Genomic DNA, 11884 nt, shown 5'->3' with positions numbered 1-11884 from the left:
GCGACGGTTTTAGGCGGCAACGTGAAACGGCGCGGCCTCAGGCGGCGAACCTCAGCGCCGACCCTTCGGCGCGGGCGCCGGCGCTGCGAGGGCCGGCACGGTCTTGGGCGAGCCGAGATCGTAGCTGCGATTCTTCAGCGGATCGAGTCGCGTGCCCTCGGACGCGTCGAAGGCCCGGGTGCCCGGCGTGCCCGTCTCGAGGAAGGCCGCGTTCGTGCTCCCGGCTCCGTTGCCCGGCGCGAAGGCCGAGGCGCGGCCCGGCGTCGCCGGATCGGGACCCGGCTCGACCTTGTCGACCGCGTCCGGCGGAGCCTGCCGGCTCTTCTCCACCGCCCGCCAGCGGGCAACGTTGCGCTGATGCCCTTCCAGTGAGTCCGCGAAGGCGTGGCCGCCGGTCCCGTCCGCCACGAAGTACAGGTCCTTGGTCCGGGACGGGTTGGCCACCGCCTCCAGGGCGGCCTTGCCGGGATTGGCGATCGGGCCCGGCGGCAGGCCCTCGATCACGTAGGTGTTGTAGGGCGTCGGCCGGTCGATCTCGGAGCGCATGATCCCGCGGCCCAGCGTGCCGCGCCCGCCCACGAGCCCGTAGACGATCGTCGGGTCCGATTGCAGCTTCATCCGCTTGTTCAGGCGGTTGATGAACACGCCCGCCACTCGGGGCCGCTCGTCGGCCCGGCCGGTCTCCTTCTCGACGATCGAGGCCAGGGTGACCATCTCGGCCGGGGTCCGCACCGGCACGTCGGCGCTGCGGCGGAGCCAGATCTGGTTCAGCACCTCGCGCTGCTTGGCCTTCATCAGGTCGACGATCTTCTGGCGCGTGGCGCCGCGCTCGAACTTGTAGGTATCGGGCAGGAGCGATCCCTCCGGCGGGATCTCGTTGATCTCGCCGGTGAGCACGTCGTTCTCGTTGAGGCGGTTCACGATCTGCTCGGAGGTCAGGCCCTCCGGGAAGGTGATGGCATGCTGGACCTGCCGGCCGGTGGCGATCGTGTCGAGGGCGTCGGCGATGCTGGCATGGGCCTTGAACGCGTACTCGCCGGCCCGGAGCGCCGGCCGCCCGCCGAATCGGGCCGCGAACTCGAACAGGCCGGTATGGTCGATCACGCCCTCGCGCTTCAGGGTCTCGGCGATCTCGGTGGTGCCGCTCGGCGGGATCACCACGACCTTGTCGGCGCCAAGCGGCCCCGCCTCGCGCACCTGCCGCTGGAACAGCGTGATGCCGATCATCGCCGCGATGGCGATCACGACCGCGAAGGTCAGCGCGCCGCTGATGACGCCGATGAAGCCGCTGCGCTCCCGCTCGGGCCGCTCCGGGGGCGGGGGCGCGACGGTCGGCTTGATCGCCTCGCCGGGGGAGCGCGGCGAGAGCCGATGCGGCAGGGCGGGCTCGTCCGTCGGATCCTGCACGATGCGTTCGGGCGCGGGCAACTTTGAGCGGCGGAAGAACATCGGGATCCTGTCTGGGGCCGCGCGGCCCATCACGCATCGCGGGCCGGGATCGGCTGCCCGCAACCGGGTGCGCACGGCGAGCCTCGCGACCCTAGCCGGGTTTGTGGCGAAAATGCCGTTCCGCGCCGCGAAACGGTACGGATCGTCGCGGTCGGCCCGGGCCTTCAACCAGGCGGCTGGCAGGTCGCGCAGAAGAAGGTCGAGCGGTTGGCCTGCACGATCCGACTGATCGCGCCGCCGCAGCCCGGCCGACTGCAGGCCAGGCCGACCCGGTCGTAGACCCGGAAGGCGTGCTGGAAGGCACCCGCACTGCCGTCGGTGTGGGCGTAGTCGCGCAGCGTCGAGCCGCCGGCCTTCACGGCCTCCTGCAGCACCTGCACGATCGCCTTGGCCAACGCGTTGGCCTTGGGCGTCGGCCGCCCGTCGGGCCGGGCGAGGCTGCCGGCCGGGGTCTCGGGATGCAGCCGCGCCCGGTGCAGGGCCTCGCAGACATAGATGTTGCCGAGTCCCGCAATCAGCCGCTGATCGAGCAGCGCAGCCTTCAGCGGCGTGATCCTGTGCCGGAAGAGCTGCGCGATCACCGCGCCGGTGAGTCCGTCCAGGGGCTCGACACCCATCTTCGCGAAGTGGCGGCAGGTCGCGAGGTCCCGGCTCGGGACGAGATCCATGAAGCCGAAGCGGCGGGCATCGTTGTAGGTGACGGTGGCGCCGGTACTCATCGCCATCACCACGTGGTCGTGCTTGGGCGTGCCCTGGGCACCTTCGAGGTAGAAATCCCCCGGCGAGAGGTTGCTGCCATCGGGCAAAGCCACGTCGAATCGGCCGCTCATGCCGAGATGCATGATCAGCGTCTCGCCGGAATCGAGATCGGCGGTGAGGTATTTCGCTCTCCGCGCCAGCCCGGTCACGGTGCGGCCCTCCAGCCGGCCGGCGAAGCGTTCGGGGAAGGGGAAGCGCAGGTTGGGCCGGCGCAGGGTGACGCGGCTGAAGCGTGCCCCGACCATCGCGGGCTCCAGCCCCCGTCGTACCGTCTCGACCTCGGGAAGTTCCGGCATGGTGTTCGCGGCTCGCGGCGCCTCGTGCGCCGGCTTCCGGATATCGGCGGGAACGGCGGCGGCCGCAACGGCTGGGGTCTGCGCGGTTTGACGCTTCTCAGCGTCGCCGCAACCGCACGTAGAGCGCTCCTGCGCCGCCATGGTGGCGGGCCGCCTCCTCGAAGCCCAGTACGATCCCGCGCAGTTCCCCACCGCGCAGCCAGTGCGGCACGCTGCGGCGGAGCACGCCGCGTTCAGCGAAGGCTTCCGAATAGCCCGGACCGCCCTTGCCGGTGACAACCAGCACGTAGGCGTGCCCGGCGGCGCGCGCCCGGAGCAGGAAACCGGTGAGCGCGGCGTGCGCCTCGGTCTGCACCATCCCGTGCAGGTCGATCCGCGCCTCGATGGCGAGCCGTCCCCGGCGCAGGCCGACCTTCGCGGTCCGCTCAAGCCCGGCGCCCGGACTGTGTCGCTGGGTTGGCGCCTGATAGGGCGCGGCGGTGGCCGGGCGCGGCGGCTCCGGCGCCGGCGGAGGTTTCTTGGCGCGCGGCTTTTTCGCAACCGGCGGCGCGCTCGGCTTCAGGATCGGGGCGGTCAGCGCCGGCATGGTGGCGGTCGGCGCAGGCCCTTCGGGGGCGGGTTCGGGCACCGGCGCGGCCCGGCCCGGGAGCGGCGTCACCAGCTTGGCGATCGCGTCCCAGAGACGAGCCTCTCCCGCGCTGAGGCGGCGCGCGCGGCGGGGGGGCCTCATCGGGGGCTCCCGCCCGGCGCGGCCTTCGGCAGCAGCACCACGAAGCCGATGGCGTCGCGCAGGTTCCCGGCGGCGATGCCGGCTTGCGCGCCGGTCCCGACGAACAGGTCACCCCGGGCCGGCCCGACGATCGCCGAGCCGGTATCGGCGGCGATCACGAGGCGTCCGGTCTCGCCAGGGCCTGCGCCCGGCAGCGGGCCGGCCAGCCAGAACGGCAGCCCGTAGCGCCAGAGGCCCGCATCCACCGCGAGGCTGTGGCCGGGCTTGAGCGGCGCATTGGCGGCCCCCGGCGGGCCGAGGGCCGGATCCTCGACCGGGGCGAGGCGGAAGAAAATGTAGGCGGCGTTCGCCCGGATCAGCCGCTTGGCGATGTCGGGATGCGCGCGCAGCCAGCCTGTCCAGCGCGCCAGCGTCAGGCCTTCGAGGGGCAGGTGGCCCTCCTGCACGATGAGCTTGGCCACCGCCGTGTAGGGCCGCCCGTTGCGCCCGTCATACAGCACCCGCACCGCCCGGCCGTCGGGAAGGCGGACGCGCCCGGAACCCTGCACCTGCAGGACCAACAGATCGACCGCGTCGCGCAGCCACAGGATCGGCTTCGCATGCGCGCCGAGCCCGCCATCCTCGATGGCGGCGCGGTCGGGGTAGGGGCTGAACCCATCGGCGGTGGCGCGGGCGGCCCGGAGCGTCGGATCGAGGCCGGGGCGGGTCTCGCCGGGGCCGAGGGACACGAGGTCGTCGGGCCGGGCGAGGACCGGCGTCGAGAAATCCGGCCCCGGATCGAGGGATCCCGTCAGCTCGGGCTCGAAATAGCCGGTGAGGAAGCCGGCCCGCCCGGCATCGGGCCGCTCGATGCGGAAGGGGTCGAAATGGGTCCGGAAGAAGGTGGTGGCGTCCGGCACATCCCCACCCGCGGCCGCGCAGGCGGCGGACAGGGCAGCCGGATCGCCCGCGACCACAGCGGGCTGCGGCAGGGCCGGCGCGGGGGCCGCGCAGACCCGGCGGAACGCTCCGAGGGCTGCGTCGGCGTCCGGGCCCGGAAAACCCGGGAGGTCTTCGAAAGGGACGGGCGTCAGGCTCGCACCACCGACCATGGCCGGCGCGGCGGCCGCAGCCCCGGTCGGAGCCAGGGCCAGAAGGGTAGCCGTGACGGCTCCGGGCCAGGTGCGCGGGATCGTCACAGTGCAGCCGTCAGGCGGTCAGGCGCCGGCCTCAGTGGCCACGAGCTGCCAGTTCGGATCGCGCGAGCCCAGGGTACGCGCGAAGGTCCAGACGTCGGGCACCTCGACCACGGTCTCGGCGCTGCCGTCGACAACCTTGCCCTCGGCATTGCGGGTGGCGGTGATGAGGTTCGACAGGAAGCGCACGGTGATCTGCGCGACGCGGTTGCGCACCTCGACGGCCACGATCTCGGCCTTGTCGATCGAGACGAAGGTGGTCTCCAGGGTCTGGCGATTGCGCTCGCGCTCGGCGATCGCCCGTTCGAACGCCTCGCCGACCTCCTTGGACAGGAGGCCGCGCAGGGTCTTCCGGTCACCCTTGGCGAAGGCGATCATGATCGCCTCGTAGGCCGATTTCGCGCCCTCCAGGAAGCTGCGCGGTTCGAAGCTCGGCTCGGCCTGGATGCAGGCCTCCAGCCCGCGGGCGACCTCGGAGCCGGGCTCGGCGATCCCGCGCCAGTCGCGCGGGGCCGGGGCGGCGGCCGGGGTCGGGGGCGCCCGGTCGGCGCCGGGCAGGCGCACGACGTTGTCGCCCTCGCTGCGCGCCTGGGGCTCGGTACGGCTGCGGTCGACCGGCTTGAACGGCGAGCGTTCCGCGCCGGTCTTCTGGCCCAGCACCGAGCGCAGACGCCAGATCACGAAGACCGCAAGCGCGAGGAAGATGATCGTCGTAACGTCGAAACTGTCCTGCATCACCGATCCGATGGTGGCCGCGGCGCGACCCTGTGCCCTTTGCTCAGGTCGCGCGCGCTGCGACGCCGGCAAAGCGCGCATAGTCCTGGCGACTCATATCCGACCAACGCGCCGGGAGCGAGCCGGTTGTACCCGCGGGACCCGACCCTGCGGTCGGGATCCGATATGGGTCGCCGCTGCCGCCGGCGCCAGTTCGCTTGTCGAGGCTCGGCGCGCGTGTTAGCGGCCCTGCCGTTCGGGGCAGTTCCGCGGCGCGATCCAGCGGCACCCGCTGAGACAACACGCGCCGGCTCCGCCGGCCGATCGAGAAGGAAAATCCGCATGGCCGACTCTCCGGCAGCGAACGGCAACGGCGGCGGCATGCCGCAGGGCGATATGCCGATGATCAACGCCCTGGCGCAGTACACGAAGGATCTCTCCTTCGAGAATCCGAACGCGCCGCGCTCCCTGCAGCCCAAGGAGGGCCAGGGGCCGCAGATCAACATCCAGGTCAACGTCAACGCGGCGCAGCTCTCGGAGACCGACTTCGAGGTTGAGCTCAAGCTCGACGGCGATGCGAAGGTCCAGAACGACGTGCTGTTCGCCTTCGAGGTGACCTATGCCGGCGTGTTCCGCCTGCAGAACATCCCGGCCGACCAGATCCACCCGGCCGTGATGATCGAGTGCCCGCGCCTGCTCTTCCCCTTCGCCCGCCAGATCGTGGCCGAGGCGGTGCGCAATGGCGGCTTCCCGCCCCTGTACATCGATCCGATCGATTTCGTCGGCCTCTACCGGCAGAAGATCATGGAGCAGCAGGGCGCGCCGGGTCCGCTCGCCTCCTGAGGCGGCGACCGGCGGCCTTCAGCGGCCGCCGGGACCGCGATAGGCCGCGGCCAGAGCGCGCAGCGCATCCGCGGCCGGCCCCTTCAAGGGGCGTGCATGCAGCAGGACCTGGGTGAGCGGGAGTTCGGGCAGGCCCAGGCGCTCCCCGGCCGCCGCCACCCCGGCGGGCGCCGTGCTCGGGGCGAGGGCCGCCACCGCGAGTCCGGCCGCCACGGCGGCGCCGACCGCCGCGACGCCGCCACCGACGAACACCTCCCGCCAGGGCAGACCGGCCGCGTCGAGGGCCGCCTCGGCCGACATCCGGACATTGCACGGACCCGCCAGGGTCGCGAGCGGCAGCGGCCGACCCACCCCGAAGACCCAGGCGAAGGCCGGGGCGGCAAACCAGCACAGCCGCTCCGCCGCCAGGACCGTGCCGCCCGCGGGCTCCTCCGCGTCGTCGACGCCCGCCCGCACCAGAACCGCGTCGAATCGGCCGGCGACGAAGGCGGGGCGCAGGTCGCGTGACGGCAGGATCGTCACCTCCGGCACCACACCCATCCCGTCGAGGCCGAGCCGGGCGAGGCGGCCCGGCAGGTCGGGGCCGGCGACGTGATCGCTGATCCCGAGGCTGAGCCGGGGTGGGGGCGCATCCGCCAGATCCGCCACCGCGCGGGCATGGGCCTCCAGGAGGAGCCGGGCCGAGGGCAGGAACTTGGCGCCGCGAAGCGTCGGTGCCACGTGGCGTGGGGTCCGATCCAAGAGACGCACGCCCAGCCTGTCCTCCAGCCGCTTCACCCGTAGGCTGATCGCGGCCTGCGAGGTCGCCAGCGAGTCGGCGGCCCGGGTGAAGCTCACGAGATCGACCACCCGCACGAAGGCGCGCACGCCCTCGATGTCCAGCAGGGTCTCGGTGCGCGGTAGCATGACAGGTCCGTTATGACAGATATAGCAGCCCATATCTTTCTGTAATTTCCGGCGGCTGCAACCCTGTCTGCGGACGATCCCGGAGGACAGGATGATTCTCACCTGCTACCGCCACCCGCTGCCGGCCGATTACAACATGGCGCGCATCCGGGACCGCATCGCGGCACGCGGCCCCCTGTGGGACGGTGCGCCAGGCCTCGTCTTCAAGGCCTTCACGATCGAGGACCGGGCCAGCGGCGCGGCCGCCAATGCCTATTCCTCGCTCTACCTCTGGCAAAACGCGCCGGCGGCGGCCGACTTCTTCGCCGGCCCAGCCTTCGAGGCCGTCATCGCGGCCTTCGGACGGCCCCGCACGGAGATCTGGCTGCCCTTCGTCATCAGCCCTGGCCGGGCCGCGGGGGCAAGCAGCCTCGCGATCGACGAGCGGACGTTGCCGGCAGGGGCCGACCTTGCCGCCGAGCGGCGCGCCGAAGTCGAGCAGGGCGCGGCGCTGGCCGCGGAGCCCGATGTCCTCGCCGTCGTATCGGGGCTTGATCCCACCGGCTGGCGGCTCGTCCGCTTCGTGCTGCGCGCCCCTGCGACAAACGCGGGTGCCGAGATCGCCCATCTCGCCGCGCCCGGACTCGCGGCGCTGCGGGACATGCCCGCCGCCATTGCCTGAGGTCACGATTCCATGCCCCTGACCCGCATCTCCCTGCGTGCCGGCACGAGCCCACACTACCGCGCCGCGTTGATCCGCAGCATCTACGCCGCCCAGCGCGAGACCTTCGCGGTGCCGGAGGACGACCTGTTCGCCGTGATCCACGAGCAAGACGCGGCGAGTTTCGCCTTCGGACCTCAGTATCTCGGAGTCGCCCGGGACGCGGATCTGGTGCTGATCCAGATCACCGCCAACGCGACCCGCACGATCGATCAGAAGCGTGCGCTGTACGCCGCCATCGCCCGCAATCTCGGGCGCGATCCCGGAGTGAAGCCCGGCAACGTGTTCGTGAACCTCGTCGCGGTCGCACCGGAAAACTGGTCGTTCGGCGATGGCCTGATGCAGTACGGGCCGCCCGTGTGACCGGCGGCCGGCTTGACCGCACGGGTGCCACGGCCCAGTTCGGGCGGTCTTTTCAGCTTTGCCGGTCGGAATGTCCCCCACAACGCATCTTGCCCTGATCAACGTCTTCATCGGCGACATCCAGGGCGGCCTCGGCCCCTTCCTCGGAACCTGGCTGGCCGAGGCGGCGTCGTGGAGCCCGGCGCGGGTCGGCTTCGTCATCACGCTGGTCGGGTTTGGAACGCTGTTCCTCAGCGGCCCGTTCGGCGCCCTTGTGGACCGTTATCCCAAGCCCCGCCTGCTGATCGCGCTCGCCTGCGGCGGTATCCTGGCCGGCACGCTGCTGCTTCTGCCGGCGCGCAGCTTTGTCGCGGTGCTGTTCGCCCAGCTCCTGGCTGCGGCGGGCGGTACGCTCCTGCTGCCGGCGGTCGCGTCCCTGACCCTCGGGATCGTCGGAAAGGACCGCTTTCCCAAGCAGCAGGGCCGCAACCAGGCCTTCAACCATCTCGGCATCCTGGTCGCGGCCGGCGCCATCAGCCTCGGGACCGGCGCCTTCGGTCCGGCGCTCGCCTTCTGGGTGCTCGGCGGCATGGCGGTGGCGGCGATCGTCGCCACCCTGACGACCCCGGCCGGCGCCTGGAACCGCCGCCGGGCGGTGGGCTGGCAGGAGGATGCGGAGGATGAGCCCGAGCGCGGCGGCATCCGGCAGGTTCTGGGCAATCGCCGGCTCCTCGTGCTGACCGTGGCGCTGACGCTGTTCAACCTCGGCAATGGCGGGATGCTCTCGCTGCTCGGCCAGAAGCTCGTGGCCACGGCCTCCGACGCCACCACCTGGACGGCGCGCTACGTGATGGTGGCGCAGCTCGTGATGGTGCCCGTGGCTCTATTTGCCGGCTCGCTCGCGGATAAGCGCGGGCGGCGCCAGCTCCTCATGGTCGCCTTCGCGGTGTTGCCGGTGCGGGCAGTGATGTCCGGGCTGATCGACGATCCGGTCTGGCTCATCGGCGCCGAGGTCTTGGACGGCGTCGCCTCGGGCATCGTCGGCGTCGCGGTCCCGGTGGTGATCGCAGACCTGACCTGGGGCTCCGGGCGGACCCAGACGGCCTTGGGCAGCGTCAACGCGGTGCAGGGGGTCGGCGGTGCCCTGTCCGGTTGGTATGGCGGCCTGTCCTACAGTCTGTTCGGCTGGACCGGCGCGTTCTTCGCCCTGGGGGTGCCGGCGCTTTTCGCCCTGGCCCTCGTGATCTGGCTCGACGCCACGCCGGAGCCCGGCCGCCGCCGCAAGCGGCGGGAGCGGCGCGACGCGGCAATTCAGGCCGCGTAGCAACCGCGTCACGCGTTCGGACGGCTTTGAGGAAAGGCGGCAATGGGATTTGGCCAACCCCTATCGCTTGAGGCTGTCACCAAACAGAACCTTCGGGATGTCGACGGGGTATTCGACGAACTCGAGACCTACTCTCTGGCCGTCGATGGAGTTCGGCGGCGGGCGGATGCCGCCCACGCATTCGTCAGCACCCGCCCGCCAGGCTGCGAGCCGCAGCGCAAACATGTGTTTCTGGCACGCAGCGGTACCCGCGCTGTCGGCCTTCTCGATCTTATCGACGGCTATCCAAGCGCTGGAACAGTCTTCATCGGTCTTCTGGCTATCCGTGGCAGCGCGCAGGGAGCCGGGCTGGGTCGGGCGCTCTATGGCGAGGCCGAGCGTTTCGCACGAGCGGATCTGGGGGCGCGTGTTCTGCGCCTAGCGGTGGTGAAGACCAATCCTGTTGTCGGTTTCTGGACGCGGATGGGATTCCACATGACGGGCGCGATCAAGCCGTTCCAGGGCGAACGCGTCATGTCTCAGGCCATGGTGATGGAGAAAGACCTCTAGACATGAAAAAGCCCGACCTGAGGCCGGGCTTCATCGAACGACGCTGCCGCGCCTGTTCAGCCGATATGCGGGCTGCCGGTCGCGGCGGGGAAGCGGTCGGCGAGGGCGCGGCGCAGCTTCTCCAGGGCGCGGTTCTCGATCTGACGGACCCGCTCCTTCGAGATGCCGAGCCGCTGGCCCAGCGCCTCCAGGGTCGCCTGATCCTCGGCGAGCCGGCGCTCCCGCAGGATGCGCAGCTCGCGCTCGGACAGCACCGTCAGCGCCTGCTGGAGCCAGCTGAGGCGGCGCTCGCCATCGACGGTGGCGCTCACCGTCTCGTCCGGCAGATCGGCGCCATCGACCAGAAAGTCCATCCGCTCCGAGGAGGCATCGCTGTCCTCGCCCACGGGGGCGTTGAGCGACATGTCGGGGCCGGACAAGCGCGCATCCATCAGGGCGACGTCGTCGCGCGAGACGCCGATGGCGGTGGCGATCCGGCGATGGATCTCGTCGCCGACATGCTCTTCAGTGGATTGCATCAGCCGGGCGCGCAGGCGGCGCAGGTTGAAGAACAACGCCTTCTGGGCCGACGACGTACCGCCGCGCACGATCGACCAGTTCCGCAGGATATAGTCCTGGATCGAGGCACGGATCCACCACGTCGCGTAGGTCGAGAAGCGGACATCCCGCTCCGGTTCGAACCGGGCGGCAGCCTCCATCAATCCGACATGGCCCTCTTGGACGAGGTCGGCCATCGGCAGGCCATAGTGACGAAAACGCCCCGCCAGGGCGATGACGAGGCGCATATGGGCCGAGATCAGGCGGTGCAGGGCACGCTCGTCGCGATGATCCTTCCAGCTGACGGCGAGGCCGCGTTCCTCTTCCCGGGCCAGGAAGGGTGCCTCCATCGCAGTCCGGATGAACTGCCTGCGTATCCCTGCGATCTCAGCCATTCCGCCTGCCTCTTGTTGTCGAGTGCTGGTGCGGCGCCGGACCTTTTGGCCGGCGCACAGGCGCAGCCGCAAAGCGACGCCTGGCCATCGACAACGGAAGGCTCAAGGAGAAAGTTCCGCGCGGCTGCCCCAGTTTGCGACAAGCCGCCGGGCACGATTTCGTGTTCCGTTAAGATGACATGGGGGGCGGGGATCGCGTGTCCAGTCCAGCGGGTGCGAAAACGTCGCGCCCCGGAGCGTCGGTTCGAGTGCCCAAGAAAAAACCCGGCCGCAAAGGCCGGGTTTGTCATCACCGCGGCAGGAGACTGCGCTCAGGCGGCTTCTTCCTGAATGTCGTCGCCGTCGCTCTCACCCTCGGCCTCAGGCTCCGCCTCGCTCTTGGCCCGGCGGGGCGATTTCGCGAGGCTCTGCTCGATGAGCTTCAGGGCCTCGGTCTCGGTGATGCGGTTCACCGAGGAGATCTCCCGCACGATCCGGTCGAGGGCCGCCTCGTAAAGCTGGCGCTCGGAATAGGACTGCTCCGGCTGCGCCTCGGAGCGGAAGAGGTCGCGCACCACCTCGGTAACCGCCAGCAGATCGCCCGAATTGATCTTCGCCTCATATTCCTGGGCCCGACGCGACCACATGGTGCGCTTGATCCGGGCGCGGCCGGTCAGCAGGTCGAGGGCCTTCTTCACCAGTTCCGGCTCGGCGAGCTTGCGCATGCCGACGCTGTTGGCCTTCGCGGTGGGGACGCGCAGGACCATCTTGTCCTTCTCGAACGACACGACGAACAGCTCAAGCTTGTAGCCCGCGATCTCTTGCTCCTCGATCGCCGTGATGCGACCGACGCCATGGGCCGGATACACGACAGCCTCGCCGGTCTTGAAACCCTGCCGGCCTGCGGTCGTCGTCTTCTTGGCTGTGGTCATGCGAGAAGGGCCTCCACTGGCGCGCAGCATTCACTGCCGCACGAAACCGTGTTCTTCCGGGCGGGACACCCGGTTTGCCTCGCCGCTCCCGAGCCCCCGCTCTACGCGAGGGCCGGGGAATTCCCCGGCGCGGCCGTGCAAAAGCCTGGACCTCCCGCCGAAACACCTTCGGCGGTCGATCGCGTACCACTCCTAACCCACGATGATCGAAGGTGTTTCAGCCGGAGGAAGCACGTCAGGCGCAAGCGACGGCA

General features: G+C 70.7%; 13 protein-coding genes. 5 read left to right on the top strand and 8 right to left on the bottom strand.

Features of this window, described 5'->3' with window-relative positions; translation table 11 throughout:
* Window positions 1–51 precede the first annotated feature (51 nt).
* From mltG to MKK88_RS12410, 5 genes are all read right to left on the bottom strand, one after another.
* The gene (gene mltG / locus MKK88_RS12430) at window positions 52–1449 is read right to left on the bottom strand and encodes an endolytic transglycosylase MltG (RefSeq protein ID WP_244000076.1); all 1398 of its coding nucleotides are present in this window, start codon (window positions 1447–1449) and stop codon (window positions 52–54) included.
* Window positions 1450–1613: 164 nt separating this feature from the next.
* Window positions 1614–2504 (bottom strand): bifunctional DNA-formamidopyrimidine glycosylase/DNA-(apurinic or apyrimidinic site) lyase, encoded by an 891-nt coding sequence (gene mutM, locus MKK88_RS12425; RefSeq protein WP_244000074.1) that lies wholly within the window; start codon window positions 2502–2504, stop codon window positions 1614–1616.
* 97 nt (window positions 2505–2601) lie between these two features.
* Complete coding sequence (locus MKK88_RS12420; protein WP_244000072.1) at window positions 2602–3234, bottom strand: Smr/MutS family protein; 633 nt, start codon at window positions 3232–3234, stop codon at window positions 2602–2604.
* Window positions 3231–4412 (bottom strand): murein transglycosylase A, encoded by a 1182-nt coding sequence (locus MKK88_RS12415; RefSeq protein ID WP_244000070.1) that lies wholly within the window; start codon window positions 4410–4412, stop codon window positions 3231–3233. Before MKK88_RS12415 ends, MKK88_RS12420 begins: the two co-directional genes overlap by 4 nt.
* A gap of 18 nt (window positions 4413–4430) precedes the next feature.
* Window positions 4431–5144 carry a Tim44/TimA family putative adaptor protein gene (locus tag MKK88_RS12410; RefSeq protein ID WP_244000068.1) on the bottom strand — a complete coding sequence of 238 codons (714 nt, stop codon included), beginning with the start codon at window positions 5142–5144 and terminating at the stop codon, window positions 4431–4433.
* Between the two features lie 321 nt (window positions 5145–5465).
* On the opposite strand from MKK88_RS12410, the gene secB reads away from it, so the two are divergent.
* A complete protein-coding gene (gene secB / locus MKK88_RS12405) occupies window positions 5466–5966 on the top strand; it encodes a protein-export chaperone SecB (protein WP_244000066.1) in 501 nt (166 codons plus the stop codon).
* An 18-nt stretch (window positions 5967–5984) separates the two neighbouring features.
* On the opposite strand, the gene MKK88_RS12400 is transcribed toward secB, so the two are convergent.
* Entirely contained in the window at window positions 5985–6872 is an 888-nt protein-coding gene (locus MKK88_RS12400) for a LysR family transcriptional regulator (protein ID WP_244000064.1), read from the bottom strand.
* Between the two features lie 91 nt (window positions 6873–6963).
* Between MKK88_RS12400 and MKK88_RS12395 the strand changes: the two genes are divergently transcribed.
* The 4 genes from MKK88_RS12395 to MKK88_RS12380 all read left to right on the top strand — a co-directional run bounded on the left by MKK88_RS12395 (window position 6964) and on the right by MKK88_RS12380 (window position 9787).
* Entirely contained in the window at window positions 6964–7533 is a 570-nt protein-coding gene (locus MKK88_RS12395) for a DUF4865 family protein (RefSeq protein ID WP_244000062.1), read from the top strand.
* A 12-nt stretch (window positions 7534–7545) separates the two neighbouring features.
* Entirely contained in the window at window positions 7546–7935 is a 390-nt protein-coding gene (locus MKK88_RS12390; RefSeq protein WP_244000060.1) for a tautomerase family protein, read from the top strand.
* Between the two features lie 70 nt (window positions 7936–8005).
* The gene (locus tag MKK88_RS12385) at window positions 8006–9238 is read left to right on the top strand and encodes an MFS transporter (RefSeq protein ID WP_244000058.1); all 1233 of its coding nucleotides are present in this window, start codon (window positions 8006–8008) and stop codon (window positions 9236–9238) included.
* Between the two features lie 42 nt (window positions 9239–9280).
* Entirely contained in the window at window positions 9281–9787 is a 507-nt protein-coding gene (locus MKK88_RS12380) for a GNAT family N-acetyltransferase (RefSeq protein ID WP_244000056.1), read from the top strand.
* Window positions 9788–9843: 56 nt separating this feature from the next.
* On the opposite strand, the gene MKK88_RS12375 is transcribed toward MKK88_RS12380, so the two are convergent.
* Together MKK88_RS12375 and MKK88_RS12370 are read right to left on the bottom strand one after the other, a co-directional pair.
* On the bottom strand, window positions 9844–10719 hold the full coding sequence (locus MKK88_RS12375) for an RNA polymerase factor sigma-32 (protein WP_244000054.1): 876 nt from the start codon (window positions 10717–10719) through the stop codon (window positions 9844–9846).
* A 311-nt stretch (window positions 10720–11030) separates the two neighbouring features.
* On the bottom strand, window positions 11031–11630 hold the full coding sequence (locus tag MKK88_RS12370; RefSeq protein WP_244000052.1) for a CarD family transcriptional regulator: 600 nt from the start codon (window positions 11628–11630) through the stop codon (window positions 11031–11033).
* Between the last annotated feature and the right edge of the window lie 254 nt (window positions 11631–11884).

Source organism: Methylobacterium sp. E-005 (assembly GCF_022829725.1).
Classification (GTDB): Bacteria; Pseudomonadota; Alphaproteobacteria; order Rhizobiales; family Beijerinckiaceae; genus Methylobacterium.
This window is presented reverse-complemented; position numbering and strand designations above follow the sequence as displayed.

Coding starts and splice junctions, on each gene's coding strand:
- mltG (WP_244000076.1), bottom strand. CDS start 1,449: ATGTTCTTCCGCCGCTCAAAGTTGCCCGCGCCCGAACGCATCGTGCAG.
- mutM (WP_244000074.1), bottom strand. CDS start 2,504: ATGCCGGAACTTCCCGAGGTCGAGACGGTACGACGGGGGCTGGAGCCC.
- MKK88_RS12420 (WP_244000072.1), bottom strand. CDS start 3,234: ATGAGGCCCCCCCGCCGCGCGCGCCGCCTCAGCGCGGGAGAGGCTCGT.
- MKK88_RS12410 (WP_244000068.1), bottom strand. CDS start 5,144: ATGCAGGACAGTTTCGACGTTACGACGATCATCTTCCTCGCGCTTGCG.
- secB (WP_244000066.1), top strand. CDS start 5,466: ATGGCCGACTCTCCGGCAGCGAACGGCAACGGCGGCGGCATGCCGCAG.
- MKK88_RS12400 (WP_244000064.1), bottom strand. CDS start 6,872: ATGCTACCGCGCACCGAGACCCTGCTGGACATCGAGGGCGTGCGCGCC.
- MKK88_RS12395 (WP_244000062.1), top strand. CDS start 6,964: ATGATTCTCACCTGCTACCGCCACCCGCTGCCGGCCGATTACAACATG.
- MKK88_RS12390 (WP_244000060.1), top strand. CDS start 7,546: ATGCCCCTGACCCGCATCTCCCTGCGTGCCGGCACGAGCCCACACTAC.
- MKK88_RS12385 (WP_244000058.1), top strand. CDS start 8,006: ATGTCCCCCACAACGCATCTTGCCCTGATCAACGTCTTCATCGGCGAC.
- MKK88_RS12380 (WP_244000056.1), top strand. CDS start 9,281: ATGGGATTTGGCCAACCCCTATCGCTTGAGGCTGTCACCAAACAGAAC.
- MKK88_RS12375 (WP_244000054.1), bottom strand. CDS start 10,719: ATGGCTGAGATCGCAGGGATACGCAGGCAGTTCATCCGGACTGCGATG.
- MKK88_RS12370 (WP_244000052.1), bottom strand. CDS start 11,630: ATGACCACAGCCAAGAAGACGACGACCGCAGGCCGGCAGGGTTTCAAG.